This window comes from Moorella naiadis (nom. illeg.) (assembly GCF_051020825.1).
In the GTDB taxonomy this organism is placed as follows: domain Bacteria; phylum Bacillota; class DSM-521; order Neomoorellales; family Neomoorellaceae; genus Neomoorella; species Neomoorella naiadis.
This window is the reverse complement of sequence record NZ_JAXGFQ010000002.1, coordinates 46,378-72,702: the sequence shown is the minus strand read 5'-3', so window position 1 is coordinate 72,702 and position 26,325 is coordinate 46,378. Positions and strand designations below refer to the sequence as shown.

At 52.3% G+C, this 26,325-nt stretch carries 28 protein-coding genes and 2 pseudogenes; 24 read left to right on the top strand and 6 right to left on the bottom strand.

What is annotated here, in order from left to right:
• Nucleotides 1–100 precede the first annotated feature (100 nt).
• The 5 genes from SDD30_RS01690 (at nt 101) to clcA (ending at nt 7,008) form a co-directional block, all read left to right on the top strand.
• Entirely contained in the window at nt 101–1,048 is a 948-nt protein-coding gene (locus SDD30_RS01690) for an oxalate oxidoreductase subunit delta (RefSeq protein WP_434073202.1), read from the top strand.
• 21 nt (nt 1,049–1,069) lie between these two features.
• On the top strand, nt 1,070–2,257 hold the full coding sequence (locus SDD30_RS01685; RefSeq protein ID WP_434073201.1) for an oxalate oxidoreductase subunit alpha: 1,188 nt from the start codon (nt 1,070–1,072) through the stop codon (nt 2,255–2,257).
• A 29-nt stretch (nt 2,258–2,286) separates the two neighbouring features.
• Nucleotides 2,287–3,231, top strand: coding sequence for an oxalate oxidoreductase subunit beta (locus SDD30_RS01680; RefSeq protein ID WP_434073200.1), 945 nt, complete (start codon nt 2,287–2,289; stop codon nt 3,229–3,231).
• 308 nt (nt 3,232–3,539) lie between these two features.
• Nucleotides 3,540–4,835: an oxalate/formate MFS antiporter gene (gene oxlT, locus SDD30_RS01675; protein ID WP_434073199.1), complete on the top strand. Its 1,296-nt coding sequence runs from the start codon at nt 3,540–3,542 to the stop codon at nt 4,833–4,835.
• Between the two features lie 562 nt (nt 4,836–5,397).
• Complete coding sequence (gene clcA / locus SDD30_RS01670; RefSeq protein WP_434073198.1) at nt 5,398–7,008, top strand: H(+)/Cl(-) exchange transporter ClcA; 1,611 nt, start codon at nt 5,398–5,400, stop codon at nt 7,006–7,008.
• 47 nt (nt 7,009–7,055) lie between these two features.
• On the opposite strand, the gene SDD30_RS01665 is transcribed toward clcA, so the two are convergent.
• Both SDD30_RS01665 and SDD30_RS01660 read right to left on the bottom strand, forming a co-directional pair.
• Nucleotides 7,056–7,877 (bottom strand): patatin-like phospholipase family protein, encoded by an 822-nt coding sequence (locus tag SDD30_RS01665; protein ID WP_434073197.1) that lies wholly within the window; start codon nt 7,875–7,877, stop codon nt 7,056–7,058.
• Nucleotides 7,878–8,227: 350 nt separating this feature from the next.
• Nucleotides 8,228–8,362, bottom strand: a complete 135-nt coding sequence (locus tag SDD30_RS01660) for a hypothetical protein (protein ID WP_434073196.1) — start codon at nt 8,360–8,362, stop codon at nt 8,228–8,230.
• A 440-nt stretch (nt 8,363–8,802) separates the two neighbouring features.
• Here SDD30_RS01660 and SDD30_RS01655 point away from each other — a divergent pair.
• A pseudogene (locus SDD30_RS01655) lies at nt 8,803–9,147 on the top strand (sigma factor); the annotation flags it as partial.
• A gap of 1,102 nt (nt 9,148–10,249) precedes the next feature.
• Here the strand turns inward: SDD30_RS01655 and SDD30_RS01650 are convergent.
• Both SDD30_RS01650 and SDD30_RS01645 read right to left on the bottom strand, forming a co-directional pair.
• Nucleotides 10,250–10,591: a nucleotidyltransferase domain-containing protein gene (locus SDD30_RS01650; RefSeq protein WP_434073195.1), complete on the bottom strand. Its 342-nt coding sequence runs from the start codon at nt 10,589–10,591 to the stop codon at nt 10,250–10,252.
• Complete coding sequence (locus SDD30_RS01645; protein WP_434073194.1) at nt 10,558–10,797, bottom strand: hypothetical protein; 240 nt, start codon at nt 10,795–10,797, stop codon at nt 10,558–10,560. The genes SDD30_RS01650 and SDD30_RS01645 overlap by 34 nt, the downstream gene beginning before the upstream one ends.
• 72 nt (nt 10,798–10,869) lie before the next feature.
• On the opposite strand from SDD30_RS01645, the gene SDD30_RS01640 reads away from it, so the two are divergent.
• Nucleotides 10,870–12,693, top strand: a complete 1,824-nt coding sequence (locus SDD30_RS01640) for a type IV secretory system conjugative DNA transfer family protein (RefSeq protein WP_434073193.1) — start codon at nt 10,870–10,872, stop codon at nt 12,691–12,693.
• 159 nt (nt 12,694–12,852) lie between these two features.
• On the opposite strand, the gene SDD30_RS01635 is transcribed toward SDD30_RS01640, so the two are convergent.
• On the bottom strand, nt 12,853–13,041 hold the full coding sequence (locus SDD30_RS01635; protein WP_434073192.1) for a hypothetical protein: 189 nt from the start codon (nt 13,039–13,041) through the stop codon (nt 12,853–12,855).
• Nucleotides 13,042–13,483: 442 nt separating this feature from the next.
• Here SDD30_RS01635 and SDD30_RS01630 point away from each other — a divergent pair, with 442 nt between their 5' ends.
• The 3 genes from SDD30_RS01630 to SDD30_RS01620 are packed head-to-tail and all read left to right on the top strand — an operon-like array spanning nt 13,484 to nt 14,721.
• A complete protein-coding gene (locus SDD30_RS01630; RefSeq protein WP_434073191.1) occupies nt 13,484–14,146 on the top strand; it encodes a replication-relaxation family protein in 663 nt (220 codons plus the stop codon).
• Nucleotides 14,147–14,170: 24 nt separating this feature from the next.
• On the top strand, nt 14,171–14,455 hold the full coding sequence (locus SDD30_RS01625) for a hypothetical protein (RefSeq protein ID WP_434073190.1): 285 nt from the start codon (nt 14,171–14,173) through the stop codon (nt 14,453–14,455).
• A gap of 41 nt (nt 14,456–14,496) precedes the next feature.
• On the top strand, nt 14,497–14,721 hold the full coding sequence (locus tag SDD30_RS01620) for a hypothetical protein (protein WP_434073189.1): 225 nt from the start codon (nt 14,497–14,499) through the stop codon (nt 14,719–14,721).
• A 301-nt stretch (nt 14,722–15,022) separates the two neighbouring features.
• Here SDD30_RS01620 and SDD30_RS01615 read toward each other — a convergent pair whose 3' ends face one another.
• On the bottom strand, nt 15,023–15,472 hold the full coding sequence (locus SDD30_RS01615) for a helix-turn-helix domain-containing protein (protein ID WP_434073188.1): 450 nt from the start codon (nt 15,470–15,472) through the stop codon (nt 15,023–15,025).
• 423 nt (nt 15,473–15,895) lie between these two features.
• Between SDD30_RS01615 and SDD30_RS01610 the strand changes: the two genes are divergently transcribed.
• The 14 genes and pseudogenes from SDD30_RS01610 to SDD30_RS01545 form a co-directional block, all read left to right on the top strand.
• Nucleotides 15,896–16,138 (top strand): hypothetical protein, encoded by a 243-nt coding sequence (locus SDD30_RS01610; RefSeq protein WP_434073187.1) that lies wholly within the window; start codon nt 15,896–15,898, stop codon nt 16,136–16,138.
• A gap of 47 nt (nt 16,139–16,185) precedes the next feature.
• Complete coding sequence (locus SDD30_RS01605) at nt 16,186–16,860, top strand: hypothetical protein (protein ID WP_434073186.1); 675 nt, start codon at nt 16,186–16,188, stop codon at nt 16,858–16,860.
• Nucleotides 16,861–16,877: 17 nt separating this feature from the next.
• Nucleotides 16,878–17,159, top strand: a complete 282-nt coding sequence (locus SDD30_RS01600) for a hypothetical protein (protein ID WP_434073185.1) — start codon at nt 16,878–16,880, stop codon at nt 17,157–17,159.
• Between the two features lie 178 nt (nt 17,160–17,337).
• Nucleotides 17,338–17,691, top strand: a complete 354-nt coding sequence (locus tag SDD30_RS01595) for a nucleotidyltransferase domain-containing protein (RefSeq protein WP_434073184.1) — start codon at nt 17,338–17,340, stop codon at nt 17,689–17,691.
• On the top strand, nt 17,681–18,082 hold the full coding sequence (locus tag SDD30_RS01590) for a HEPN domain-containing protein (protein ID WP_434073183.1): 402 nt from the start codon (nt 17,681–17,683) through the stop codon (nt 18,080–18,082). Before SDD30_RS01595 ends, SDD30_RS01590 begins: the two co-directional genes overlap by 11 nt.
• 77 nt (nt 18,083–18,159) lie before the next feature.
• Nucleotides 18,160–19,149, top strand: coding sequence for an S-layer homology domain-containing protein (locus SDD30_RS01585; RefSeq protein WP_434073182.1), 990 nt, complete (start codon nt 18,160–18,162; stop codon nt 19,147–19,149).
• 34 nt (nt 19,150–19,183) lie between these two features.
• On the top strand, nt 19,184–21,205 hold the full coding sequence (locus SDD30_RS01580) for a hypothetical protein (RefSeq protein WP_434073181.1): 2,022 nt from the start codon (nt 19,184–19,186) through the stop codon (nt 21,203–21,205).
• On the top strand, nt 21,202–21,714 hold the full coding sequence (locus tag SDD30_RS01575; protein WP_434073180.1) for a hypothetical protein: 513 nt from the start codon (nt 21,202–21,204) through the stop codon (nt 21,712–21,714). Before SDD30_RS01580 ends, SDD30_RS01575 begins: the two co-directional genes overlap by 4 nt.
• Nucleotides 21,715–22,559: 845 nt before the next feature.
• Nucleotides 22,560–22,868, top strand: coding sequence for a hypothetical protein (locus tag SDD30_RS01570; RefSeq protein WP_434073179.1), 309 nt, complete (start codon nt 22,560–22,562; stop codon nt 22,866–22,868).
• Nucleotides 22,869–22,992: 124 nt separating this feature from the next.
• Complete coding sequence (locus SDD30_RS01565) at nt 22,993–23,235, top strand: DUF2281 domain-containing protein (RefSeq protein ID WP_434073178.1); 243 nt, start codon at nt 22,993–22,995, stop codon at nt 23,233–23,235.
• The gene (locus SDD30_RS01560) at nt 23,235–23,621 is read left to right on the top strand and encodes a type II toxin-antitoxin system PemK/MazF family toxin (protein ID WP_434073177.1); all 387 of its coding nucleotides are present in this window, start codon (nt 23,235–23,237) and stop codon (nt 23,619–23,621) included. The genes SDD30_RS01565 and SDD30_RS01560 overlap by 1 nt, the downstream gene beginning before the upstream one ends.
• Before the next feature lie 15 nt (nt 23,622–23,636).
• Nucleotides 23,637–23,954, top strand: a complete 318-nt coding sequence (locus tag SDD30_RS01555; RefSeq protein ID WP_434073176.1) for a nucleotidyltransferase domain-containing protein — start codon at nt 23,637–23,639, stop codon at nt 23,952–23,954.
• A gap of 308 nt (nt 23,955–24,262) precedes the next feature.
• The gene (locus SDD30_RS01550; RefSeq protein WP_434073175.1) at nt 24,263–25,759 is read left to right on the top strand and encodes a recombinase family protein; all 1,497 of its coding nucleotides are present in this window, start codon (nt 24,263–24,265) and stop codon (nt 25,757–25,759) included.
• A 14-nt stretch (nt 25,760–25,773) separates the two neighbouring features.
• Nucleotides 25,774–26,133 (top strand): annotated as a pseudogene (locus tag SDD30_RS01545) (sigma-70 family RNA polymerase sigma factor); the annotation flags it as partial.
• Nucleotides 26,134–26,325: the final 192 nt, after the last annotated feature.

Below are 26,325 nucleotides of genomic sequence, written 5' to 3'. Positions count from 1 at the left end.
TAGGCCCGGGGAGGGCAATTACTCTTACCTGGGGGCTGCCGGAATATCCGGGAGCCGGACGGAGGAAAACACTGATTGGCCAGAAAGGAGGAAGGTTAAGTTGTCCACGAAAGATCTCTTTGCCGAACCCAATCTCAAACAGATTACTGTTTGGGCCCGGGGCGTGGTCATGAATAAGGACGCCCGTGATATCGTTGTCGCTCTGACCGAAGCGGCCGCCAAAGAAGGCAAGTATGTCCAGGCCTGGGAGAACTATGTTGACCTTCCCGACAGGATCTATGTCCCGGTTCGGGCCTATGCCCGTATCAGCAGCGATCCCATTGAGAGCAAGTACGTCTATGAAAACGAGACCCCGGATATCGTTGTGGTCGTAGAAGAAGCATTGATTAAGGGGGTACCCGTCCTGAAGGGTATCCGTCCCGGCAGCACCCTGGTGGTCAATACCAAACGCTCCAGCGATACCATCCTGGATTTCCTGGGGGATACCGGGAACCTGGCCCAGATTGTAACGGTCGATGCCAACAGCATGGCCAGTGCTGTTATGACCCTTTCCGGGGCTGAGGGTGCCACCGATGCCACCGGCATTGGCGCCGGTATCGCGGCCCCCATAGCCGGCGCGGTAGTGAAGGCCACCGGGATTGTGGATATTGAGAACCTGGCCAGTGTGGTCAAAAACCCGGCCGCTATGCGGCGCGGTTTTGCCGAAGCCCAGGTGCGCCAGCTACCACCCCACGCGGCAGTAGAAGAAGTGGCTGTATCGGCCACGGAGTTACTGCGCCAGATGCCCTTTGCCGGGACGGTCCCATCACCGGTCTCCGAAAATGAGGGCATGATAACCGGCAATTGGCGCCTCCAGCGGCCGGTTATTGACCGGGAGGTCTGCACCGAGTGTTATACCTGCTGGATTTCGTGCCCGGATTCCTGCATCACCAGGACTGATGACGGGCCGGTCTTTAACCTGAAGTATTGCAAGGGCTGTGGCCTCTGCACGGCGGTCTGCCCCAGCAATGCCCTGACCAACGTGCCGGAATTAGACTTTAAAGATTAACTTAGCCAGGAGGTGAATAGCATGGGTAAAGTAAAGAATATCTCCGGTTGTGTGGCTGTAGCCCAGGGTGTACGCCTGGCTGATGTTGACGTGATTTGTTCCTATCCCATCCGCCCTTATACGGGCATTATGTCGGAACTCTCGCGGATGGTGGCCGATGGCGAACTGGATGCCGAGTTTGTTCATGGTGAAGGTGAGCACGCCCAACTGAGTGTTGTCTATGGCGCTTCGGCTTCTGGAGCGCGGGTCTTCACCGGTAGTTCTGGCGTCGGCGTCATGTATGCTATGGAAGTTTATTCACCCATCTCCGGTGAACGGTTGCCGGTGCAAATGGCCATCGCCGACCGCACCCTGGATCCCCCGGGTGACTTCGGGGAAGAACATACTGACGCCGAGTGCTGCCGGGACCAGGGCTGGATCCAGGGCTGGGCCTCTACCCCCCAGGAAGCCCTGGATAACACCCTCATCTACTACCGAGTAGGGGAAGACCCGCGGGTTCTGTTACCCCAGTATGCCTGCCTGGACGGCTACTTTGTCAGCCATATCCTGGGCCGGGTGGAAATTCCCGACGAGGCCCAGGTGAAGGAGTTCCTGCCCCCCTATAAGAACCATCATGTTCTGGATCCCAGGAAACCGCAGATTATCGGCGCCCAAATTGAGCCGGCCATGGGACCGCCCCTGCAGTACCAGCGCTACCAGGCCATCAGGGGTGTGCATAAGGTGCTGGAGGAGGTCTGCGATGAATTCGGCCGCATCTTCGGCCGCAAGTATGATCCTTATCTGGACGAATATTTAACTGACGACGCTGAGGTGGTAATCTTCGGCCAGGGTGCCCACCTGGAGACAGCCAAAGCCGTAGCCAATCGCCTGCGCAACTTGGGCGAAAAGGTCGGCGTCGCCAGGTTGCGGACCTTCCGGCCCTTCCCGACGGAACAGCTAAAAGAGCGCCTGGCGAAATTTAAGGCCATCGGCGTCCTGGATGTCTCCGCCAACTTCGGCATCGCCGGCAATAGTGGTGTCCTCCTCTCCGAACTGCGGACGGCCCTCTATGACTATGGTGATAAGGTAAAAACCGTGGGCTTTGTCGCCGGGCTGGGCGGCGAGGTCGTCACCCACGACGAGTTCTACCGCATGTTCCAGAAGTTGCAGGAGATTGCCAAGACCGGTAAAGTGGAACAGACCGCTTACTGGATCCCCTTTGAATTATAATAGTCTGCCTGGAAGGAGGGAAAGTAATAATGCTGGATCGGATTGCATCGATTAAAAAGGCCCCTGACGAGGAATACTATGTCCCCGGACACCGCACCTGTGCCGGTTGCGGCCCGGCCCTCAACTACCGCCTGGTAGCCAAGGCCGCCGGCCCCAACACCATCTTCATCGGTCCCACAGGTTGTATGTACGTGGCTAACACCAGTTACGGCTGCGGTCCTTGGCGGGTACCCTGGATCCATGCTCAGATTACCAACGGCGGTGCTGTAGGTTCGGGTATCGAGGCCGCTTTCAAGGCCTTGATTCGCAAGAAGAAGACCGACGCCGAGTTCCCGAACATTATCGTCATGGCCGGTGACGGCGGCGCTGTGGACATCGGCCTCCAGGCCCTGTCAGCCATGCTCTACCGGGGGCATGACGTCCTCTTTATCTGTTACGATAACGAGTCCTACGCCAATACGGGTATCCAGACCTCACCGACGACCCCCTATGGTGCGGTGACGACCTTTACCCCTTCAGGTCCGGTGGTGCCCGAAGGCAAGAAACTCTTTCCCAAGGATAACCCCAAGCTTATCGCCCACGGTCATCCGGCCCTGAAGTATGTGGCTACAGCCTCCATCGGCTGGCCGGTGGACCTGATGAACAAGGTCCGTAAGGGTCTCAACCAGGAGGGTCCGGCGTATCTCCACATCCATGCTCCCTGTCCTAAGGGTTGGCAGTTCCCGGCCGACAAGACCATCGAAATGGCTAAACTGGCCGTCCAAACGGGGATGTACCAGCTTTACGAATACGAAAACGGTGAATACAAGCTGTCGGTTAAAGTCGACAAGCGCAAGCCTGTGAGCGAGTACCTGAAACTCCAGGGCCGCTTCAGTCACTTGAAACCCGAGCATATCGCCAAGATGCAGGCCTTCGTCGACGCCCGCTGTGCCGAGGTCGGCATCACCGTGCCGGTGGTAGCTACCAGCGCTTAAATACCTGCCTACCCCCGGGGTTATTGGCGCTCTGGGGGTAGGAATATTTCATGATGTTGCTTGTGCTTTATCATTTGCTAGTATTTCTTTAGTTCATATTTTAGGTTAGGGCATGATGTTTTTCGTTGTAGTGACTGAGAAGAATAGCAGATTGTGTCGAAATTGTTGCTCACTTAATTGTAGCAGAGGAAATCTAATAATCATTCCACCTCCCAAATATACTTAATTATTTATAACGAAATATGACGCAATAGTAGAGAAAGACAAACCCATGAATTAAAACAAAATTTTTTGGGAGGTTTGGTATCATGGCTCTCGAGCCGTCGAAAAATATCCTTGACCCCAAGGAAACATATGGCCCTTTTATTGGTAACAAATGGACGCAACTGGTGCTGGCCATTATTGGCATGATTATGATTGCCAACCTGCAATACGCCTGGACCCTCTTTGTACCACAAGTAATGAAGGGATTTAACGCGACAAAAGCGGCAGTGCAGCTTGGTTTCTCCCTCTTTATCGCCTTTGAAAGCTGGGGGCAGCCGGTTGCCGGCTATTTTATCGACCGGTATAGCCCACGAGTGCTCTTGACCATCGCGGCCTTGATGATTGGTATTGGCTGGGGCGGAATGGGGCTGGCCCAATCCCTGACGGCTCTATACGTCCTTTATGCCCTGGCCGGAATTGGGGCGGCTTTTATTTACAGCGGTTCCATCGCGGCCGGCGTACGGTGGTTTGAAGCCTCCAAACGAGGGATGGCTTCCGGCCTGGTGGCGGCTGCCTTTGGTTCCGGCGCGGCGCTGTTTATACCCTTTATCGCGATAATATTAAAAAAGCAGGGTTATAATTCCGCCTTCGTAACTACGGGAATTATTCAGGGTATTATTGCCTTGATTGCCGCCCAGATGATGCGGTTCCCGCCGAAGGCTTCCCAAAATAATGCCCCCAAGGCTGGAGCGCAGGCAACTGCCGGGCGCCGGGATTTTACTACGGTAGAAATGTTTAAGACAGCCCACTTCTGGTTGATTTACCTGATGTTTCTGTTTATCTGTACTGGCGGCATGATTGTTACCGCCCAGACCAAGCCCTTTGGCAAAGAAGCCGGTATTGCCGCCAACATTATTGTCGTCGCGGCTACCATCAATACCATTGCCAATGGCGCCGGCCGGATCATCTGGGGCATGATCTCTGACAAATTGGGACGTTATAACACCATGTTCGTCGCTTTTACCATCAATGCTGTGGCCATGGCCCTGGTCCCGCTAATTGGTCATAATGCTTTTATGTTTGTTTTCTTGTTTGCCCTGATCATGTTTACCTGGGGGGAGCTTTTTGCTCTTTTCCCGGCCGTCAATGCCGATATCTTCGGCACTACCTATGCTGCTACCAACTACGGTTTTATTTATAGCGCCAAGGGAGTCAGCGGCATCGTCGGCGGTTTTGTGGCCGCCTTGGTGGCCCAGATGAGCGGCTGGTCACCGGTATTTTTAACTGGTGCTCTAATGTCCCTGCTGGCCGGTCTAGGCGCCCTTTTGCTGCGGAGCCTGCCCAAACCTGTGCCGCCGGGAATTACGACTGGTGATAGTAGCTTTACCACCGGGGCGTGAATTAACCAGCGTAATAAATGTTAGAAGAATTTTTGAAGCAGGGGTATGTCCTACCCCTGCTTCAAACTAAAGATGGATGATATGCGTGCGGATTCGGGTAACCTGTGGAGCCGGTGAGGTTGGCCTCTACCTGGTTAGTGGCCTCTGAAGACGCGACCGCATGATAAGGGTTTTGATTTAACTGTAAACTTGGTGCAGGTTCGCAGGGTGCACCTGAAAAGCTGTACACTAGAACTAGCGGATAAGGAGAGGGGCCGGGCGGCTTTTTAAAAGCCCTGGCGAAATGTGTTAATAAAATCCGGGCGGGGGAAAAGAAAGAATGAACTGGTTGGGGTCGGATCACACCGGATTGTTCAATAAAAGGAAAAGTTATGCTATAATCATAGGTGATGGCGGTTACATTCAAGGTAGACTTACCTGCCACCCAGTAGCACCGCTAGAAGAGGGGAATGGCAGCGCGGCTGGCTGCCCTTCCAGAACTGTTGGAGCTAGTTTATACCAGCTTCCCACCGTCAACATCCTACATCGTACTACAATTTTTAAGGTAGGCGTAAAGAGAACAGTGAGAGATGCGGCAATTTTATCTAGCGAAGGATCGATATCTAATCGTTTACTAGTTAAACGTCATGATTATTTAATCGGCTTTTTTCTTCGCAGCGCTCTGGTAGGAATTGTGGCCGGGGTAATGGGGGTTGCCTTTCGCCTGGCTCTGACGGAAGGAGAAGCATGGCGCTATAACCTTCTAATGTGGGCCCGATCGCTACCCGCCTGGGGATGGCTGGTACTACCCGGACTGGGTGGTTTGGCCGGAGCTTTTGCTGGCTGGCTGACTGGCTTCGCCCCGGAAACGGCCGGGAGCGGTATTCCCCATGTCGAGGCTGTCCTGAGCAGGCAACGCCGGTTGATGTGGTGGCGGGTGATCCCGGTGAAGTTTATCGCTGGCGCCCTGGCCATTGGTGCTGGGTTGTCCCTGGGCCGGGAAGGCCCGACGGTGCAAATGGGAGCTGCCGCCGGCCAGGCGGTGAGCAAGAGCCTGCTGAGGTCCAAAACTGAAGAGCTGCAGTTAATCGCCTGCGGGGCCGGAGCAGGGCTGGCAGCGGCCTTCAATGCCCCCCTGGCGGGGGTTGTTTTTGTTGTGGAAGAGTTGCGGCGTAATTTTTCTCCTTACGTCTTGATCGGAACCCTAGTAGCCAGTATTATCGCTGACTTGATCACCCAGAGGATACTAGGGCCGCTGCCTACTTTCAGGGTTACCGATTCATTAACGGCTTTACCCCTGGCAGCTTTACCCCTGTTCGTTGTTTTGGGTGCCCTGGCCGGTGTCCTGGGGGCGGCATTTAATCAGGGCCTGCTGGTAAGCCTGGATTTCGCTGACCGCTTCGCCCGCTACCCCCGCTGGATGCGCGTGATGGTGGTTGCGTTTTTGGCCGGCCTGGTAGGGTATTTTTTACCCACTGTTTTAGGCGGCGGCCACATGCTGGCTCAGGATGTTCTGGCTGGGCGGGTAGTCCTGATCCTTATTCCCCTCATCTTTGCCACCAAGTTTGGCTTAACTATGGTAAGTTATAGTGCCGGCGTCCCGGGCGGCATATTTTTACCCCTCCTCGTCCTGGGCGCCTTGCTGGGCTCCCTGGTGGGGCAGGTGGGAAGCTTGTTTTTTCCCGTCCTTCGGATGGCAGTTCCTTCCTTTGCTGTCGCCGGGATGGCGGCGTATTTTGTCGCCATTGTCCGCTCGCCCCTTACCGGGATTATCCTCATAATCGAGTTGACTGGTAATTACCAGCATATGTTGCCCCTGCTCATAGCCTGCCTGGTTGCCTATCTCATGGCCGAGGCCCTGGGTAGCCTGCCGGTTTATGAAGTGCTTCTGGAGCGTGATTTAACTAAAGGCAAGCGGGAAGATAATATCATACCTATCAATGAAGATAAAATGCTGGTAGCAGAGACGGTGGTGGAAAGCGGTTCCCGTGCCTGCGGTTGCCAGGTAAAGGACCTGGCATTGCCCCAGGATTGCCTCCTGGTGGCTGTCAACAGGGGTTCCAGGGAAATAATTCCCCGGGGTAACACGCGTCTTCTGGACGGTGACCACCTGACAATCATTGTACCGGAAGGCAAGGCGGGGGATCTTATGGCTGAACTAAATAGTAAGACATGCTGTCAACTCAGGATATGAGCTGTTCCCTGGCGAAAAGCCGGCTCCTTTAGCGGGAGCCGGCTTTTTTAACGTCCCAGCAAGCGGCGAATTTCTGGTAGCCGTTGCCTGGCTTCCTCATCCCCGGCGGTCACCAGGTTGCTGAACTGGCTGACATCCCAGGAGCCGATAGGTTTTTTAATGGGTTTCAGGACTAGATCGGCATAGAGGCGCAGGGTCAGGGAGGTGTTACGCTGGCTGATGATATCCAGACTCTGGAGGAGGACTTCACCGGCGTGATGGAAGTTGCGGTTAGGGATGCCACAGCCCAGGTCAACGGCGATGACAGTATCGGCGCCCAGGTAACGGGCAATATCGGCCGGCACATTATCCGTCAGGCCACCATCCACCAGGAAACGGGAACCTATTTTGTAAGGGGCAAAAAGGGCCGGGATGGAGATGCTCGCCCGGACGGCCTGCCAGGCGGGCACGTCGCCGCCGATGGCGAAGTCCGGTGGTAGGGGCTGGACAGGCCGGGCGCTGGTGTAAATAACTGTTTCCCCAGTTACCAGGTCGCAGGTAACGGCTGCTGTTAAAGGCTGCATTTCGGAGAGATGACGGTTGCCAATGGTCCGTTTGAGCATTCCTTCGATGGTACCACCGTTAAGTAACCCCAGGGGTAAGCCGGTTAACCGGTAGTTTTCTAGGCTGAAGGCGTTAAAAAAGGGCAGGTGGGTCATGGAATTGACAGCCGGCAGGAGGCCGGCGCCATAAATGGCGGCAGCGATGGAACCAGCGCTGGTGCCGACGATGAGGTCGGGTTTCAGGCTGTTCTCTTCCAGGACGCGCAGGACCCCCAGATGGGCAGCCCCTTTGAGTCCCCCACCTCCCAGGGCGAGGCCAAAACGCATAAAAGTAACCTCCTCGCAAATGGCTTGCAAATTAGTATATGCCCTGGAGGTAGGTAGCGTGCCCTTTATCCGCGTAAATATTGGCAGCTGTTAGCATTTTTACAACATCATATATAGAAAAAGGGCTGCCGTTCTACCAACGACAGCCCTCCAGGGCTCCCTGTTACTAGTTACCCAAAAACAACAGGATGAGGATTAAGAACAGGATGAAACCCCAGTTGCCAAAGAAACCGGGTCCAAAACCAAAACCGCCCATGATAACCCTTCTCTTGGTTTCTCTATTGGAAATTACTTCCAGCAATTAATATATACTTCCGCCCGTTAAAAGGTTACTGGTGCAAATGCTGCTGCTAATTATCGCCCATGAAAAGGAGGATCAAGATCAGGAAGAGGATAAAGGCGAAATTACCACCGGGGAACGTAAACCCCATCCCGCTCTCCTGGCTGGCTTTTTTCGGGGCGAAAAAGTTTTTCTCCTCGGCCATCTAGCTTCCCCCTATCTTGTTAGTTATACTGTAGTTTATTCTGGATATCCGGCCAACGTTACTGAGGAGCGATCCCCCTGGCTGGCCCAAACCTAATGCTGCAGCAGCAAAAATAAGGCGGAGCCGGGTAAGCTCCGCCTTAACGCAATGGCGCTTCTAGATGGCCGGATGTAGGGTTGCAAATAAAAAGCGTCCCTCATTTTCCGAGTACGCAAATATTATGGTGGTAACACCGGCAATCACCTGCATCCGGCCTTATTAACAGTATAGCAGAAAGGTTCTGCCTATGCAAGGGGAATTTTTTGTGGGACCGGCCTTCAAAATCGGCCTGGCTAGGAATGAAGCAGATCCAGGAGAAATATTTATTTTTGGCAAGCACCATTCGCACCGGGCTTCCATATATATAAAAGGTAAAGCCATCCTTCCCGGGGGGTAATAATGTGGAAGCCGGTTTTCTCGCCCTGGTAGCCATTTCGGTTTTGAAGGGCCTTAGTCTCCTTCTGTCCTACATCACCAATAACGCCTTTCCCCAACCCTTATCTGAGGAAGAAGAGCAAAAATACCTGGAACTCTGGCAGCGGGGTGATCAGCAGGCCCGTAATGTTTTAATCGAGCATAACCTGCGCCTGGTGGCCCACATAACCAAGAAGTTCGAACACACCGGTGAGGATACTGAGGATTTGATATCCATTGGGACTGTTGGTCTCATAAAAGCGATTAATACTTATAATAAAGCGAAGGGTACCAAACTGGCCACCTATGCTGCTCGGTGCATCGAGAATGACAACTCGATTACAAAGAGTAGCATGGTAACTCAGAAGCAAATTGCGCCCGGCTCCCATGCCGGGCGAGGATTGAAACAGAGCATCGGCGTGATAACGCCGGTGTTTTTCTTTTACGCGGGAGGGATAAAGGTGGCCCAGCAACCAAGGTATACCCAGTTATTACTTGACGAACCACCGCTGGTGGTCCTGCCATCGCTGGCGGTCAAATATGGTTTAGAAGAAGCTGTTTTCTTGCAGCAGCTGCACTACTGGCTGCAAAGGTCGGATAATTTAGTTGACGGCAAGTACTGGGTTTACAACTCGGTTCCTAAGTGGCGGGAACAAATGCCCTTTATGTCTGAAACCAAAGTGAAACGCATCATCAAAAGGCTGGAGAATATGGGGGTAATAGAGACGAGGCAAATGAACAAAAGCAGCATGGATCACACCAAGTGGTATACGATTAACTACGGGAAACTATATGAAGTTCCGGCTGATGATAAATGCCAAATAAACGGCGATAAAGGCGGCCATGGTGACGGGGGCAATCAAGGGAATAACGCAGACATACTAAGCCCTGCTTTACGAACAGGTCAAACTGACCCAATCGGCAGCGCATCCCGATTAGGCCAAAACGACCTGATCGATGATGCCACCACCCGTTCGGGTCAAAATGACCCGAACGATCAGGTCATTTTGTTCGCGGCAGAGCCCTCAAAACCTTGCGCTCCAAGGGTTTCCGGTCTCTACAGAGATTACTATACAGAGACTACTAATGTTGTTGTAGGGGAAATCAGCGGCAAAATTCAGACAGATTTTGCTGCAACAACAGGCCATCCTCTGCCGGCGGAGGCAGCAAGCGAGTTGGCCAGGTATCCCTTGGATTATGTGTCGGCTAAAATAGCCTTGCTCGATCAGGGAAAGGAAAAGCGGAATGCGGTAGGCTGGCTGCTGGAGGCCTGCCGGGAAGACTATCGGCACCTGCCGGGGCCGGTGAAGCCTAAAAAGAAAAGGCCATCTCCAGGGCCTCCACTGCATAGCAGCGGATATGACAAGTACCGGGAATTATACCGGCTTGTATAAAATCGCAGCAGGAACGCTATAGTGCGCCTGCTGCTTTTGTTTACAGCTGGTATTCAACGGTTTTCTGCCGGGCGAGAATGTCATAAAGGAAACTGGCTTTGCTTAATTTTTCCACCTGCATTTCCTCTGGTATGCAGGCTAAAGGTTCAATGGGTTCCCTTACCCTGGCAATAGCCGCACCCAGGACTTCAAAACGCCGGTGGAAAGGCATTTTCGCAAAGTCGGGGGAGACGACCAGCAGGTCTATATCGCTATCCTCCCGGGCATCACCCCTGGCCTGGGAGCCGAAGAGAATTATCTTATCCACCTTAAGGCCTTGTTGTTTAAGGGCATCGGCGAAGTTCTGGATTATGGCTTCAATATCGGGTCGTTTTTGAGGCATTCTAGCACCTCCCTGGTCCTGGCAAGATAGTCCTTAGCAACTTTCCTTAAATATGCCTTGAGGGCTGCCTGCAGGTCTTTGGGGTAACGGGCATGCGGCCCTATGGCATCCAATATTCCCAGAAATTTGAGGTGATTAAACATGGCTTCAGCAGCGGAAAAATCATATTCAGCCTGAGCCAGCCATTCCTGGACTTCCGGTATCATGATTAACACCTCTAAGCCATAATACCACATTTTGTAAGAAAGGCCAAATAATTTTTTGAGAGGGAAATTGCCATGAAAAAAGCATCCCAAATTTTAATCATAACTGTTATAGGGGTGGCCATTATTCTTGCCGATGTATGGCTGCTCGGCCCCGTGGCGGCCATCTTCGCCGCCGCCTACAAATGGCTTGCCGGGGGGCTGCACGGGCACCCCAATTACGCTTCGGCCTGGTGGTACTTCCATCACCCGCTGGCAGCCGCCAGAGCCTGGCTGGGCGGCCACCTCTCCCAGCCCGAAGTACGTTCTTGGTGGATCGGACTTAATGGGTTAATAGCGGCAACCGTACTCCTTTCGCGGTTGGTCCGGAAGTTATCATTAGCCCAGTATTTTGAGGGGCTATTGAGCGCCTTGAAATTCAACAGTGGGAAGAAAAGAAGCGAGAACCGGGATATTATCAGCCTGCATATGAACCCCTTAAAGTTTAGCCTCAAAAAACATCTTGACCGCAGCCGGCGCAAAGAAATTTTCCTGGGCCTGGACGACCGCCGGCGGCCGGTGACCATTCCTATGGTGAAGTTGAAAGAACACATCCATATCCTTGGAGGCAGCGGGACCGGCAAGACCAGCCTGGCTGTGCTGCCGATCTGCATCCAGGCTATCCGCCAGGGCTTGCCGGTTATTTGCATTGACTTTAAGGGGGACGAGCAGGCGGTTAAGCTCCTGGCCAGGGAGGCCCGGGCGGCAGGTAAAAAATTTCACTTTTTTACCCTGCACCCCCGGCTGGCCACCAGCACTTACAACCCCCTGGCCAGCGGCTCTGTCATCTCCAAGGTGGAAAGGGTAATGATCGCCCTGGAGCTTATTTTTGAGGGCGAGGCTAAGTTTTACTCCTATGTCCAGCAATCATTTTTCATCCCGCTGCTCCAGCGGCTGGAAGATGAAAAAGTCGCTTATACCCTCAAGGATATTCAGCAGCTGCTGGAAAGCCCGCGCCTGCTTGAAACCTTAACCGGAAAGGAGGTTAACGAGAACCAATTGAAGGGGTTAACGGCTGCTTTAACGCCCTATGGGGAATGGAAGCAGATTAACAACCCCAGCCCGGATATTGACCTGGGTGAGGTGATGCAGCGGGGAGAGGTTTGCTATTTTGACCTTCGCAGCGCCATTACCCCTACTGTTAGCAGCGCCCTGGGGAAGATGATCGCTATGGACCTCCAAGCCCAAGCTGTTTACCGTAATGAAGGCGACCCTATAACCGTAATAGCTATTGACGAGTTCCAGAATATGGCCTGTGACGCCTTCCGCAATATTGTGGCTAAGGTACGTAGCGCCGGTTATGGCCTGGTCCTGGCCAACCAGGCCCTGGGGGACCTGGCGGCGGTGTCCCGGGATTTCGCTAACGTCATCACCACCAATACTGCCACCAAGATCGTTTTCAATGTTGAGGACCCGGCTGACGCTGAGTATTTTGCCCGGCGCAGCGGCCATGTCCTCCTGGAAGTCAGCAGCGAAAGCACCAGCCGAAGCCAGGCAGCCTGGTTGAACGTCTGGAACGGGAAGCACTTGACCCAGGGCGAGAGCCATTCGCAAGTTGAAACCTACCATATCCACCCCAACGTCTTTTTAAAACTACCCTTCGGCAAATCGGTAATTTTCCGGCGCGGCCAGGTGGCCACTTTAACCAACCATGCCCACCTGCTAACTCTTGCTGAAAAGAAGATGTTGGAGCAGGAACCCTGGCCCACGCCTCCCGATCTTCACTCGCCGTCAACCAAGACTGTGAGTGATTTTGTGGAGGAATTGAAAGCTGACCTCATCCAGAGCAAGGCAAGCAAACCAGCGCCGGCCAGGCCTGATGCGGCCCGGCTTATTGAAGTCGAAGAGATAAAACTATGACGGTTTACGCGCGTCTTATCGGCATAATATGCCAAACCGCCCCGGGCAACTACCCCGTGACACGGGTCCGTTACCCGGCCCGGCCCCGTTTCCCGCCATCCTATCACGGGGTTTACGTGCCGTCCAGTCGCGCCGGACCGCCCTTTTCTCCCCATAACGTTACCGCCCCGCGGTAACGTTATGGGGAGTAGGAGCAGCCACCCCGCTAACTGTTCCTAAACTCGCTTGCGCTCGTAAAGGAACAGTAAGCGTGGCTCCGGCCCCTGGCCGGCCGCCCCCTTTGGGGGCAAGGGTGTCGCTGCGCTCCACCCGGCCGGCCGGGGCCTCCGGGGTTCGGCTGCGCCTCACCCTGGCTGCTCCACGCGTCCCTGCGCTTCGCCCTATTGGCAGCTTGCCTGGCGGCAACCTGCCAATTAGGGCTACGCTCCGGGCCGCCAAAGGGGAGGGGGCGCCGCCCCCTCCCCTTTGATGCCCTTCCCCGCCGGGGGCCAGGCCCCCGGACCCCCTTCAGAGGGCCGTAAACGGCCTTGGAAGCCGCCGGGCTTGTCCCGGCGGGGGTTCTTAACTGCTCCTTGTGCGGCGAATCTGGACTCTGGAGGGCATTTGAGAAACTTGCCCGCCTGTTTGTCCAGCAGTTGGAAACCGGGGATGGTAACGCCGAACTTATTTGTCACACGGTGCGACAAACAGGACGATAACCTCAATAGGAGCCAATTTCTCCAACAGTTGGACAAATTGGCTCCTGTTAATTTGTATGCCTGCAACCTTATTGCCGAAGGGAGTGATGATCATGCCACGCAAAAAGGCGGCGGTGGCCAAACAGCTTACCGAGCGGGATAAAGTCATCCTTGCCGACCTGGCCAGGTGCCGGGTTTTATCTTTGGAACAAATTAAGCAGGCTTACTGGCCTCAAGCTAAAGAGCGCACCTGCCGGGAGCGTCTGGAGCAGCTGGCAAGGGCGGGTTATGTAAAGGCCTATACTGTTCCCGGGGAAAAACCGGACACGTTTTTGGAGGTTTACTTTTTGGAGAGGATGGGGAAAAGATGGGCCACCGGCCCGGAAGGGCCTTTTTTAGATCCTGCCGTGGTTTTTGTCAACCCTGGCAAGGTGGATGAGGTTATCCACCAGGTAAGGACCAATGCGATCTATTTCCGCCTTTCAGAGGCGGAAAGGGCCACCTGGCGGGTAGGGGACGTTATTGAACTAGAAGGGGGGAGTTACCGGGGCAGTACTGGTGTTGAAGCACCGGACGCGGCCTATATCGCTGCTGATGGGACGGAGGTGTTTGTGGAAACGGATACGGGAAACTATACCCCAACGCAAATTGCCTCTAAGGTACGGAGCTTCGGGAATAAAAAAACTATTTGGGTATGCCCGGCAGGAAGGCAAAAAACGTTGAGGCGTTACGGTGCGAAAGGAGAGTTTTGCATTTACCAGGTTAAAGCCAGTTGAATATTTTTATGGGAGGTAAAAAGAATGGAGCAATTTTACTGCTTGTATGATGAGACTTTGTTTGCCAATGCTGGTGGCGAGGCGCGGAAGTTGGCCGGCGGCGGGCTGGCTGTGGTCATGACCTGCGGGGAAGAGGCGACCATGATCATTGCTATGATACCAGGCCGGGAGCCGGTAATCGTAGATGCCAGCTATGAGTTTCCCAATGATGTCCGGCTTATGGAGCGGGCGTTTAAAGACTGGCCGGAAGAGGTCCTGGCGGAAATTCAGGTAATGGTGCAGAGGTATCAGCCGGCTTGGTGGAAATAATGTTCGTTGAGGAAGGTTAACCGCGAGGAGGAATAATTATTATGCGAAAACAAACCAAAAAGGCTATGATCTTAGATATGCTTGCTAGAATTGGAAGCATACCCTTGGTTGATGCTGCCAGAGTACTTTACAATGACAGTGGGGAACTGGCGCAATTGAAAGTTATACGCCTGCTTAACGCATATAGGGTCAATGACGCGAGGTTTTTGAAGATCCGGATCATAAAAAAGCATATACAGGAAATATCGCCCGAAATTAGTTGTTGACATGCTATGAGTGATTGGTATAATGATAGATAAAGGTGACGTGTGCCCATCGGGAAATGTGAAAAACCCTATATAGGCGTAGTGTGCCCTTCAGAAGGTAAAATCCAGAGAAAAAACCGGACAAGATATAACTGGCAGCAGGGAAAATAACATTGCTGCCAGTTATTTTTTGGTTTTGTTTATGCTTTTTCTTTTTCTGCTTGCCTTTTCCGTTCCAGGTCTTCAATCCACTCTAAAGCCCGAGAGCTCTTAGGTTTGCTACTAAATCAGTGGGTGGGAGAACATGGCTCCGCCGAATTAATCACTCCGGAGGTTCACCATGTTTCGCATTTAGATAAGTCGATACCATATCTGTTATAAATTTCAAATCGCGCCTTGTATAGCCATGTTTTTTAAGTTTCCAATATATATCAAGTATAAACTTTACCAACTCTGGATCATCTGGAATAGGTGGAGGAGGAATGGAACTTTCTTCATCATGCCAAATATCTTTTAATCTTTCAATAAGCCATGGGGTACTTTGATATTTTTTTTGAATTTCTTCAGGTATCAAGCGGCCAGCAGCAAGGTAAACTTCAGGGGCTTCAAAGTTAGTGGCAAAACGGCGTAAAAAATGCATAGAAGGAGTAACTTTATTTCCTTCAAGTTTCCAAATGTATGTTTGAGATAGGCTAAGTATTTTAGCCACGTTTCGCATTGATAAACCTTTTTTCTCTCTCCAAGTTTTAAGCCAGGTTCCAAAGTCATTCATGTATATTCTCCCTATGGTGTTTATTTTTTTATTATATTACCTTTTTGCTTGAGCGTAAACCAAAAAGTTGTTGACAACTAATAAGATGACATATATACTATGATCGTAAACCAAAAAGGTAACAGGAATGACAGGCAAACGGAAAAGAATGGTGTAATCGTCATGGGTTACCTTTTGTTCGGGGGCAAGGTAAACGTGGTCCGGGCAAAGCGCCCGAAGCGGACCGCCCGGAGGTTGCCAGGGTGATAACCCAATAGTCCCCGGCGACTATCTTGGCCCAATTAGCAGGTCTAATCCGTGAAGAAATGAAGTAATTTTATTCTCAATTTACAATAACATGCTCTTTTACAAATTAACACACGGCGTGCGGGAAGAACGCCCGGGGTCCGCCGTGGCCTTATCTTTCTTATCGAGGTGAATGACATGCGCTTGCGCCAGGTTTTTCTGGAGGACATCTTTTCAGGTAATCCTAATGAATGGGACAAAATAAATGATATATATGCTCTATGCGGCGCAAACCATGCCAAAAATTACATATTTAGGAAATACGGGATAAAAATGAGGAATATAGAGATTCGTGAAGCTCTAGCTCGGCCTGCTAATTCTGGCGCAATATATGCAAAAGAAGCGCACAAAACGGCCTGGTTAGAAGCTGGATTGAAATAGTAACGGTAGTATCTAAGAAAAATATATGGCACCCTTAATGGAAGTAAATGGACGCATTTTACGGCGGCATAGGAGATGATAAAATTTTAACCGAACGCGATCATCAGGTTTTGCGTTTTCTCGCAGAAAGTCGATTTTGCACACCTGACCAACTTATCAAAGCTGGCATTTTTAAATGCAGCCGGAAACGTTGCTTGAACCGGTTAATCGACCTGAAAAAAGACGGATTTTTAAAATCTGGCCGCTTGTCCCAGGGCCAGGCTTATTATTTCCTTACGCCAGCGGGGGGTGAAGCAATAGAGTTACCCGATCCCTGGTACTCTCGGCGATATAGAAATGCACGGGAGAATAAAGTCGTCAGGGAGCTTATTTATACCGATTTCGCAATAACTATGGAGGTTAAATACCTCGACCGCAAAGACATTTTCGATTGTTTGAACGGGGCGGGGTATGAAGCTTTAAACAAGATTTTTAAAGCACAAGATCGAGATCGCTATTTCAAAATAAACGAGGTTCTGCACGCTTTGATCCTTGATTATTACTATTCACTAAAGTCCCTAGCGGCCAGGGTGTCTGCTTATACAAAGTTGCCGCATGAGTTGCGGGATAAAGTGGTTATAAATATCCTTACATTTTCCCTGAGCAGGAAAGCTCAGCTGGCACGGCTTATTACTAAATACCCTATAAATGTCAAGATCTACAAAGCGGATCTCAAATATTAAAGCTGGAGGGTTTTAATGTGGACGAAAACAAAGTAATTCAAGAGTGCGCTAGTATTATCGCCAGGGGTCTCAAAGTGAACGTGGACAATGAACTGTTAACTTTCGTTAAAGCTCTCATTGAGAACGTAAACAATAACCCCGGCGATTTTCGCGCTTTCGCAGACTTAACACCTAAAGAGTATTCCGCAATACGGAGAAGGTTCAATTTAAGTCACAAAGAGGCGCTTGCATTTTTTGAAGTTGTCAAATTTCTATTATCAGCCGAATATGAAAAAATAACTATACCCCAAGTAAGTTGACCCTGGGCTCGATATAGGCAACAGTTTTTATGTTAAGGCCGGAAGGCTGGGGGCTGAAGGCCGGGATGGAAGGAGGGATGGCAAAGGGTGAGGAGATAGATATAAGATAAGGGTAGTAGCTGGCCATATTGATAAATTGGCAGTCCTGGGGTAAAATGGTGGCAGGAAGGTGATAAAAATGGCAACACCTTCAATACTCCTGGTCCGGGGGGATATTATGAATGAGAAAGTAGTCTATTCCATGGTCAAACGTATACAGGAGAAGTTTAATCCTGAAAAAATTATCGTTTTCGGCTCCTGGGCGAGAGGAGAAGCCGGGCCGGACAGTGATATAGATATTCTCGTCGTCATGGACTGCGCTTGGGAGCAAAAACGACAGATGCAGGTGGCAATCCGTAAGGAATTACGGGATTTTAAGGTGCCGAAGGATATTATCGTTGCCAACCCTGCTGATATTAGCAAGCATAAAGACTCCTGGTGGACCGTTTATCATCCCGCCCTTAAAGAAGGGTTGGTGCTATATGAACACTGAGGAAATTAAACAAGAAGCCCTAAGATGGTTGAAAAAAGCTAAAGGGGATTTACGAGTAGCAAAGTTAGCTTTTGAAGATGAAGAAGGGCCAGAATATGGTTTAGCCTGCTATCTGGCACAACAGTGCGCTGAAAAGAGCCTGAAAGCATTTCTTATCGGCAGGGGAATTGAGTTTTCGTATAAGCATGACCTGGAGTATCTTATTGAGCTTTTTCCACCTGAAAATAAGGCTGCTTTTGCCGGGATGGAGCTTGAATGGTTGAGCGATTGGGTTACTGAAGGCCGTTACCCTGGCGACTGGCCGGAGGCAACCCATGAAGATGCAAAAAAAGCGATTGAAATAGCGGAAGCCATATACAACAGGGTTTCTGAGAATTTGAGAAGTGAATAAAGTACCGGCGTGCCGGTGCTTTTTGATTCCCTTATCATTGTTGCCGTAATTACTAATGCTATAAGGAGATGATTTCCATGTTCAAGAAGCTGGCCTTTTTTGCTGCCTTGGTGGCAATGCTGTTCTCCTTTATCGTTCCGGCCCGCGCAGAAATGGAGTACCGCTTCAGCGATAAGGGTACCATCACTACCGACTTTTCCTGGGGGCAAGACGACATCATTGAGGCCATCGACTTTGAGCTTTACGGCGGCTATCCTGACGGCACTTTGGGACTGAACAACAACATGACCCGGGCGGAGTTCGCCGCCGTGCTGAACCGCATTGTAGATGCCGGCGGCACTCCCGGGCAGAACTGGTACGACGGGGCAGTAGATGGCTTAGTTAAAGCAGGCGTTATCCCGGATAAGTCCGGGGACTGGGATGCCGCCATTACCCGGCTGGAGGCGGCGCAGTGGCTGGGCAGGCTGGCTAAAGTCTACCAAGTGGCGGTGAAGGACCAGGGGGCGGTGTTCAGCGACACCTCTGACCCGGAAGCCACTTATGCCGACAAGACGGGCTTGATGAAGGGTATCAGCCCGGGCGTCCTGGGGGCCGACCAGAACCTGCTGCGGGGTGAGGCGGCGGTGCTGCTGCTGCGGGTGGCGAAGAGTGTGGACAGTAACTTGCCTTCGGATGATGAGTTAATCCAAGCGGCTAAAGAAGCGTTGGAAGATATTAATGCCAATGTGGCGGACTATGAGGCTCGGAAAAATGTGGACTTGAATTTTTATGACAAATTGCCTTACAAACGGGTCACAAGGAATTACTTCGAGGGTGAACGGAAATTTCTATACGATGGGCGGAATGACGGACGTAAGAATTACCAGATCACAAAAAGCGAAATAAAGGTAGCCGTAAAACACAATGCTGTTGCTATCGTCGTAGCCAAAATCGAAACTGAGAGTGGCTATAAAGGGATCGGCATTTCCCGCTTTAAGAAAATTGATGGCCGCTGGATGATGACCCAGGGTGGACCGCCTGACAACAGAGACTATAAATACCTTCAGATGGTCGGCTATCTGAAATAACTATGGAAATAACTATGAAGGAGTGAATTTATCCATGTTGCGAAAAGCCTTTTTCAGGGCTTTTTTCTTTTTGCTGCTCATGGCAGCATTTGTTAACCCGGCCTTTGCTTTTTATGGACGTGGAAATACCGAAGGGGCATCTTCCGACTCCCAGGCCCCCCTTTCCAACGGCATGACCTGGTTCGTCCGCCGCGTCCCGGTGCTTTTTTACGATCCATCCCCAAACGGGGCGGAATATAACACTGAGGCCAACACCTTCAGCTTGAAAAATCCCGACCTAGTGTGGGGCGAACTTTGGACCAAACCGGACTGGGCCAACGAGAGCAGCCGGTTCGGGTTGAACGAGTTATACACCCCTATCAACCCCGCTATGACACCGGCGCCGGCGACTGCCACAGGGGAAGTGGCCGTGCCCATGGATAAGGTTACCGTCCAGACGGCGAACTGGATAGACCCGAAGGTGGTCGCCCACTCTGGGGGAAAAGACTGGGGCGCCGATATGTCCGACGGGGTTTATTTGAACATGCCTCTGCCTTCCCGGGAAGCCTTCATTAACCAGGATGCGGGCGTAAACGCCAGCCAGGAAAACAAGTATAAGTCCATCTTCGGCCGGGAGATCCCTTCTTCGGATGGAAGTAAGGTTTACTTCCGCGCCCTGGACGCCTTCGCCCACGGAGCTACGTATTATTACCACCTCTTTTTGAACGAAGGCCCGCAGGAAAATAACTTCGCCGTGGCGGCCGACGCGATGCCGCGGTATGACGAAAGGACGCCCGCCGGCATCGGTTTCTATCGGGGCAAAGATTGGGCGAATAACCTCAAGAGCGACCCCGGCTCAGTGCCGGGCTTTATCGGGGCCGTCACGCCCTGGTGCAACCTGAAATTGACCGGGCCGAATGAAGTGACAGGGGCCCCTGGAGAAGAGAAGGTAGTCGAGTTTACGGCGACGAGCGAAGTCGGCTCTGCCGTGACGACGGACGTCGGTACCAGAAGGGACGGCCAGGGGCAGTTCGATTTGGCAGTTCAGGGATTGGCCCTACCCGCCTGGGGGAAAATACCGGTCAAGCTGAAGTTCAAAGTTGAGGACCGGCCCTATACCGTCCGGGTGATGATAGACCCTAATGAGAGTACTTTAGAGACCCGGTACGACGACAACTACGTTGACGTGACGGTAAAGCCTGTCGCCCCGGATATGTACGTTAAGACCCTGGACCCCGGCGCTTCGGCCGTAACCCCCGGCAGTTCCTACAGCGGGACGGTAGTTTTTGGCCTGGCCAATGATTACGCGCAGCCTGTCCAGGGAGCTTTGAGCCTGACCAATAACGGCCAGCCGGTAGCCGGGGTGGATGGGCAAATAGTGGAGTTCAAACCTGGCGAAGAGAAAAGTTTCACCTTTACCTTTGCCGGCGCGGACGAGGGCAATACTTTGGTGGCAAAAATCCACCCGGTGAACCCGCCGGACGACCGCGACTGGAGCAACAACAGCAAAGAGGCTTATGTTCCGGCTGTAAACCGGCCGGTTTCGGGCGGGGGCGGCTATCTGATCCTGCAAGCTTACAGCCAGGCCGGGCAGGATATATACGGGAACGAAGTGCCTTCTATGCCGCGGGACCCCGGGACGGCGAAGTGGACGGATACGGTGAAGGCGACGTTAAAGCCTCCAGCCCCGACGCCTCCAAGGGGGACCCTGGATTGGTGGAAAATAACGAACGCCAAGATAACATATCCCAAACGTAATCCGGAATTTACTTTTGGGCATCCGGTGCCTCCAGACGGAACGCTGACGGTAGACATGACTCCTAACGGTCACGAAGCGACGGCGGAGTTTAGGGAGGATTGGAGCGTAGCAGGGGCACCGATATACGACAATCTGACTGGTGAGATGGCGCCAGGACCTACGGAGTACCCGATAACGGCCAAATATGAGATAACCTACCAGTACCATTGGACGGAATGTGACGAGTATGGCTGCTGGACTGAGACCGCCACGGCGGCTTCGAGCGGCAGTGTCACGGCGCAACTATTAGTCAACGGCACGGGGGTTAATTCCCTATGATGCGTATTCTGAAGAAGGAAGATGGATTTATTTCCATCTTCCTTCTTGTAATTATGCTTATTATGATGGCGTCATTAATGACGATAGTGACTGGAGTGGCGTTAGGCGCCCATAAGCTAGCGACCGCAACCTATATGTGGTTAGGCGAAGCGGTAAATTTTAGCGCTAATACTGCCAATATAAGCGGTATGACTGATAATACGCCGACCAACATTGATATAGCCAGGAGCAATTTTGCCGTCGCCTTTGCCAGAATGACCAATACCAGTTTTACGGGAGGCCAGTTTGCGCCCGGTCCGGGATGCCCCTATCCGGGGCCGATAACCTTAAACAATTTTACAGGCGTTAACCCCGGCGACCCTATCCCTTATGGGACAGCGAGGCAGCCCGGTTTTATGGCGTCAATAACCGTGCCGGTGTGGGGTAAGAGCCTGCCGTTTATTGGGCCTCAATACGTTACAGTGCCTATGCGATACTTCGCGCCGGTAAAAAGCACGCAATTGCATTGAGGAGATGATTTAAGATCGGTCTGGAATTTTCAACTCATGACTGGTTAACAGAAATTGAGCGCCAGCGTAGGAACATTACCGACGAATTGGCGGCACAAATATCCCGGGAACATCCAGAGATATTTACGGACCAGATAGTGGGGGACAGATACTCAGCGGCCAAAGACCTGGTGAAAAACTACGTCCCCCTGCGCCGGTGGGCAGAATTTCTCGGGGCAACCGTTACTTATGAAAACGGGAAGGTATTCGTTAACCAGTAAGTCTTCTTTTTCTGGCATCCCCGGCCGAGGCCGGGGGTGCCTATCATTCACTAGGACCGCAAGCGTTAAGCAATTTATGAGAAATGACAGAAATAGCCAGCAATGAGAATACATCAGCACATATAGGGTGGCCAGAAATATCAGTCCCTTAGGGGTGAAAGTGTACGTACAGGAGAGGCAAAAATAACCCGTCAAGGCTTGATATAACTGGCAATATGCCTACCGTGACCTTGCTTTCGTGAGGGTACTTCCCCGGGGGCCGCCGCAACGTCTTTCGGCCTAACGGCGTGACGTAGCGGCGGCCCGAATAAACAAGGCAACAGAGGATGGCAGCAGGAGCGCTAAAGCGCACCTGCTGCCTTTGATTTCAAGCCTCCTGGCCTTCCGGCCGGCCTTGGATTATACCGCCGCCGGGCCGGTCCGGCAAGGGTGCGGCCTGCGGCATATGCTCCTTCGCTCCGCTCAGTCCGCTATTCCTCGGCCCCTCCCTCCGGTCGGCCCTTGCCTCCCCGTCCCGCTGGCAAATGCTGCTGTTAAGGCCGGAAGGCAGGAGCCAAAGGCCTAAGAACAAAGGGGGTTATATTAATGACCGAAGGTATGCTGAAACTAAAGCATGACGCTGGCGGCTACCGGCACTATATTGAGACAGCCCAGGGCGAGCATGTTGACCTGCACTGCGGCTGCCGCCTGGCTGTCCAGCTGGCGAAAATGAATGATAACCGCTGCAGTTATTTGGATGAGGTATCTTATGCGCCTGCTGGCTGGCTGCAAGGCCGCTATGAGGGAAGTTTATGGGGGCCGGAGGCCAGGGCATACTTATATTTTACGCTTCTTCCGGGTTTGGAAGTATCCTGCCCCTTGCCGGAGGGGGTAAAGGTTAAGACCTATTTTTAAAAGACTAGAAGGGAGAAAGAACAGGCCAAGCTATAGCTATATTGATATTTTGGTAACCCTGGGGTAAAATGGTGGCGGGAAGGCGATAAATAATGGCTTTTTACCGGAAGGAAGGTGGCTAATAGTGAGCGTAGCCAAGGATGAATTATATCGATTAATAGAGGCTTTGCCAGAGAAAGAAACTCTTGTGGTGAAAAGGTTTTTGGAGTTTGTATTAATCCAGGCTAAAGCTGAAGACCAGGCTTGGCTGGAAGCTGATTTAGGTGAATTACCTCCGTATGATTGGGGGAAGGAAGGGCCAGCTGAAGGGAAACCGGTAAAGTATGAATCAGGTATCGGCTTAATTATCGAGGGAGGCAAACAGTAATGGTTATTAGGGCGGTAGCGGCAGGGGATATTCTTTCAATTGCCCTTCCCACCCATGATCCCAAAGGCCATGAACAGGAAGGGGTGAGGCCTGCTGTAGTTGTAGGTGTGCCTCAAGGCCCTGTGCGCTACCCCGTGGTAATCGTGGTGCCCTTGACAACGCAAAGTGGCCCGTGGGTTGCAAGAAACCCAGCTTTATACCAATCCCTGCCCCCAGGGGCCGGAGGGATTCCCAGGGCCTCGACCGTATTAATTGACCAGGTACGGGCAGTTGATGTTAGGCGGGTAAGGGCATATCTTGGAACCCTGGAGGAAACGACATTTGAACCCATTCGAACTAGCTTGCTGAAGCTCTTTCAGAAGGGAACTCTCCAAGAGCAAGCCTAAGACGGAGAATGTCATATGGCTGGAAAGCAAGTTGAGTTAACGGTCCGGGAATATATCCAATTGTTGCGTAAGAATAATATCAGGGTTGATAGGGCTATCCTTTTTGGTTCCTATGCTTCAGGCAAGGCCCGGGAGGATAGCGATATCGATGTGGCCATTATCAGTCCCGATCTGGGCCGGGACAGGATAGAAGAAACGGTGGTTCTGAAGAAACTGGCTGAACAGGTGGATTATGATTTATCGCCGCGTCCTTATTCCCTTGACCAGTATCGTAACGCCAAACGGGGCGATTTCCTGCATGACGAGATTATAAGGAGAGGCAAAGCCATTTAGGGAACGCGAGCTGAGCAGGCATTATTTTACATTGGCGACGCTAATAGATATTGGCCACGGTCCTGGACCGGGGCTATTTTTTACGGAAGGGGCTCCCTCATTGGAGCCCTTTTCCTGTGGTAGGACAATCTGCGCCTTTCGTAGAATATAGGGAAGGGGGGACGACCGGTGAAGGGTAAAAAACCGGGACTTCAAGGTAAAACGCCATTCCCCATAAACGTGAAGGTGGTTTATTCATCCGCGGGTGCTTCAGGGCTGCGGGACGCTTACCGTCTCCTGGCCAAAAAAGTGCTGGAGGCTAGCAGCAGGTGCAAGCAGCAATCTATGTGAGGGTGAGCACGGAGGACCAGGCCCGGCACGGCTACAGCCTGGCGGAGCAGCGCGATGCCTGTCACCGCCGGGCTGTTTCTCTGGGGGTTGCTTCGGTCCTGGCATTCGCGGATGAAGGCGTCAGCGGGGCCCTCCTTGACAGGCCGGGCTTAAATGCCATGCGTGAAGCGGTCCGAGAAGGGCAGGTTGACATTATAATTCTCCGGGACCCTGACCGCCTGTCCCGGAAGCTGGCCCATCAGCTGCTCCTGACGGAGGAATTTGAAAAAGCCGGCGTCCGCCTGGATTTCTTGGACTTTACCTGGCAGGATACCCCCGAAGGCAAACTGTTTTACTCTATCAGAGGGGCCATAGCCGAGTTTGAAAAAGAGAAGATCAGGGAGCGCATGACCAGGGGCAAAACCCAGAAAGCCAGGCAGGGCGGGATCCCGATAGGGTTTTATAACTATGGTTATAGCTACGACCCGGAAACCGGGAAAGTGTCAGTCTTAGAGGAAGAGGCTGCGGTAGTAAAGAATATATTCCGGTGGTTTATCGAAGAGGACCTGGGGGTTAACGGTGTTGCCAAAAGGTTAAATGAGCAGGGTATACCGACACGGAAAAAGAAAAACCCGTGGCACCGGATGGTGGTCAGGCAGATCCTGACTAATCCGGCTTATAAGGGGCTATGGAAGTACAAAGGGATAGATATTCCGGTTCCCGCTATAATCGATCCCGACACCTGGAATAAGGCCCAGGAAAAATTAAAAGAGGCCAGGCGGCTATGGGCCGGTAAAAGCCGGCAGGAGTATCTTTTATCCGGCCTGGTAACCTGCGCCGATTGCGGCAATACCATGACCGGCGTTTACGCCAAATGGTGGGGGGTGAAAGACCGGCGTTACACCTGCCGGAAACACTTTCAGGGGACGAAAAATAGCGGCTGCCGGCCAGTCAAAATGATACTCGCCACTCCGGTGGAGGAAGTGGTATGGGAACAGGTCTGCTCCTGGCTCCAGGACCCGGACAGCCTGGTAACCGCCACCATTGAGGCTTCTCCCCAGGTTGAAGAAGTCCGGGGCGAACTGCAACGGATAGAAAGGCATTTGAAGGAGGTGGAAAAGGGAAGGGAGGCGGTCCTGGAGGCCCTGGCCGCCGGCCTGCTGGAACTGGACGCCCAAACAAAAAATAAATTGGGGGAATTGAAAAGGCGTAAAGAAAGGCTGGAACAGCGCCAGAAAGAGCTGGCCGCCACCCTCCAGGGGATAGAGGGGGCGGCCGGGAAACTGGTAGAGTTCCGTTCTCTGGCCCAGGAAGTGCTGGCCAAACTGGATGACCTTAACTTTGCCGAGAAAAAGGCCCTGGTGCGGGCTCTGGTGGCTCAGGTAGTCATATCCGGGCGGGTAAGCCCGGGAAAACACGGCCTGACTGGAGTCAATGTTACTGTCCTGGCCAGGGTATCCGAACCGGGGAAGGCCGGCAATATTACCATTAATTAACGCTACCTTTTGTCATTGACATTGAGATCCTCATGCACTTACGTGCCTTAAAGAAGACCCGGGGTGAAGTCTCCCTTTATGATCCCATCGGCGTGGACCGCGAAGGTAATGAGATCGCCCTGATTGACATCCTGGGCTCTGAACAGGATGTAGCCGAGATGGTGGAATCCTCCTGCGAGCAACAACGGGTGCGGCAGAAGGTTAATACCCTGACGCCCCGGGAGAGAAAGGTCCTGGAGATGCGTTACGGGTTATTGCAGGGTTTCCGCCGTACCCAGCGGGATATAGCCCGGAAGATGGGCATCTCCCGCTCCTACGTCTCCAGAATAGAAAAAAAGGCTATCCAGAAGTTGTTGAAGGAATTATCGGTTTGATAGGACGTAGGGCTTATAAAGGGAGGAATGCAGTTTCCCCCTTAGTTTTTATTCAGGGCGGTATTCAGGTAGCAGGAAAACGTACCTTCGTGCCGAAATAAAAATATTTACGGTCTGTCCTCGCCCTGGCCGGTACTTTAAGGGAAGGGCGAGCCAGTTTCCTTGGGGCTGGCAGTTATCGTTTTTATTCTG

Excerpts from the sequence above, each read along its gene's own strand:
- SDD30_RS01555 (WP_434073176.1), top strand. The coding sequence starts at position 23,637 with ATGGCTGGAAAGCAAGTTGAGTTAACGGTCCGGGAATATATCCAATTG.
- SDD30_RS01570 (WP_434073179.1), top strand. The coding sequence starts at position 22,560 with ATGACCGAAGGTATGCTGAAACTAAAGCATGACGCTGGCGGCTACCGG.
- SDD30_RS01660 (WP_434073196.1), bottom strand. The coding sequence starts at position 8,362 with ATGGCCGAGGAGAAAAACTTTTTCGCCCCGAAAAAAGCCAGCCAGGAG.
- SDD30_RS01610 (WP_434073187.1), top strand. The coding sequence starts at position 15,896 with ATGCGCTTGCGCCAGGTTTTTCTGGAGGACATCTTTTCAGGTAATCCT.
- SDD30_RS01620 (WP_434073189.1), top strand. The coding sequence starts at position 14,497 with ATGCGAAAACAAACCAAAAAGGCTATGATCTTAGATATGCTTGCTAGA.
- SDD30_RS01640 (WP_434073193.1), top strand. The coding sequence starts at position 10,870 with ATGAAAAAAGCATCCCAAATTTTAATCATAACTGTTATAGGGGTGGCC.
- SDD30_RS01680 (WP_434073200.1), top strand. The coding sequence starts at position 2,287 with ATGCTGGATCGGATTGCATCGATTAAAAAGGCCCCTGACGAGGAATAC.
- SDD30_RS01595 (WP_434073184.1), top strand. The coding sequence starts at position 17,338 with ATGGCAACACCTTCAATACTCCTGGTCCGGGGGGATATTATGAATGAG.
- oxlT (WP_434073199.1), top strand. The coding sequence starts at position 3,540 with ATGGCTCTCGAGCCGTCGAAAAATATCCTTGACCCCAAGGAAACATAT.
- SDD30_RS01650 (WP_434073195.1), bottom strand. The coding sequence starts at position 10,591 with ATGCCTCAAAAACGACCCGATATTGAAGCCATAATCCAGAACTTCGCC.
- SDD30_RS01630 (WP_434073191.1), top strand. The coding sequence starts at position 13,484 with ATGCCACGCAAAAAGGCGGCGGTGGCCAAACAGCTTACCGAGCGGGAT.
- SDD30_RS01625 (WP_434073190.1), top strand. The coding sequence starts at position 14,171 with ATGGAGCAATTTTACTGCTTGTATGATGAGACTTTGTTTGCCAATGCT.
- SDD30_RS01645 (WP_434073194.1), bottom strand. The coding sequence starts at position 10,797 with ATGATACCGGAAGTCCAGGAATGGCTGGCTCAGGCTGAATATGATTTT.
- SDD30_RS01605 (WP_434073186.1), top strand. The coding sequence starts at position 16,186 with ATGGACGCATTTTACGGCGGCATAGGAGATGATAAAATTTTAACCGAA.
- SDD30_RS01590 (WP_434073183.1), top strand. The coding sequence starts at position 17,681 with ATGAACACTGAGGAAATTAAACAAGAAGCCCTAAGATGGTTGAAAAAA.
- SDD30_RS01665 (WP_434073197.1), bottom strand. The coding sequence starts at position 7,877 with ATGCGTTTTGGCCTCGCCCTGGGAGGTGGGGGACTCAAAGGGGCTGCC.
- SDD30_RS01585 (WP_434073182.1), top strand. The coding sequence starts at position 18,160 with ATGTTCAAGAAGCTGGCCTTTTTTGCTGCCTTGGTGGCAATGCTGTTC.
- SDD30_RS01560 (WP_434073177.1), top strand. The coding sequence starts at position 23,235 with ATGGTTATTAGGGCGGTAGCGGCAGGGGATATTCTTTCAATTGCCCTT.
- SDD30_RS01685 (WP_434073201.1), top strand. The coding sequence starts at position 1,070 with ATGGGTAAAGTAAAGAATATCTCCGGTTGTGTGGCTGTAGCCCAGGGT.
- SDD30_RS01615 (WP_434073188.1), bottom strand. The coding sequence starts at position 15,472 with ATGAATGACTTTGGAACCTGGCTTAAAACTTGGAGAGAGAAAAAAGGT.
- SDD30_RS01580 (WP_434073181.1), top strand. The coding sequence starts at position 19,184 with ATGTTGCGAAAAGCCTTTTTCAGGGCTTTTTTCTTTTTGCTGCTCATG.
- SDD30_RS01575 (WP_434073180.1), top strand. The coding sequence starts at position 21,202 with ATGATGCGTATTCTGAAGAAGGAAGATGGATTTATTTCCATCTTCCTT.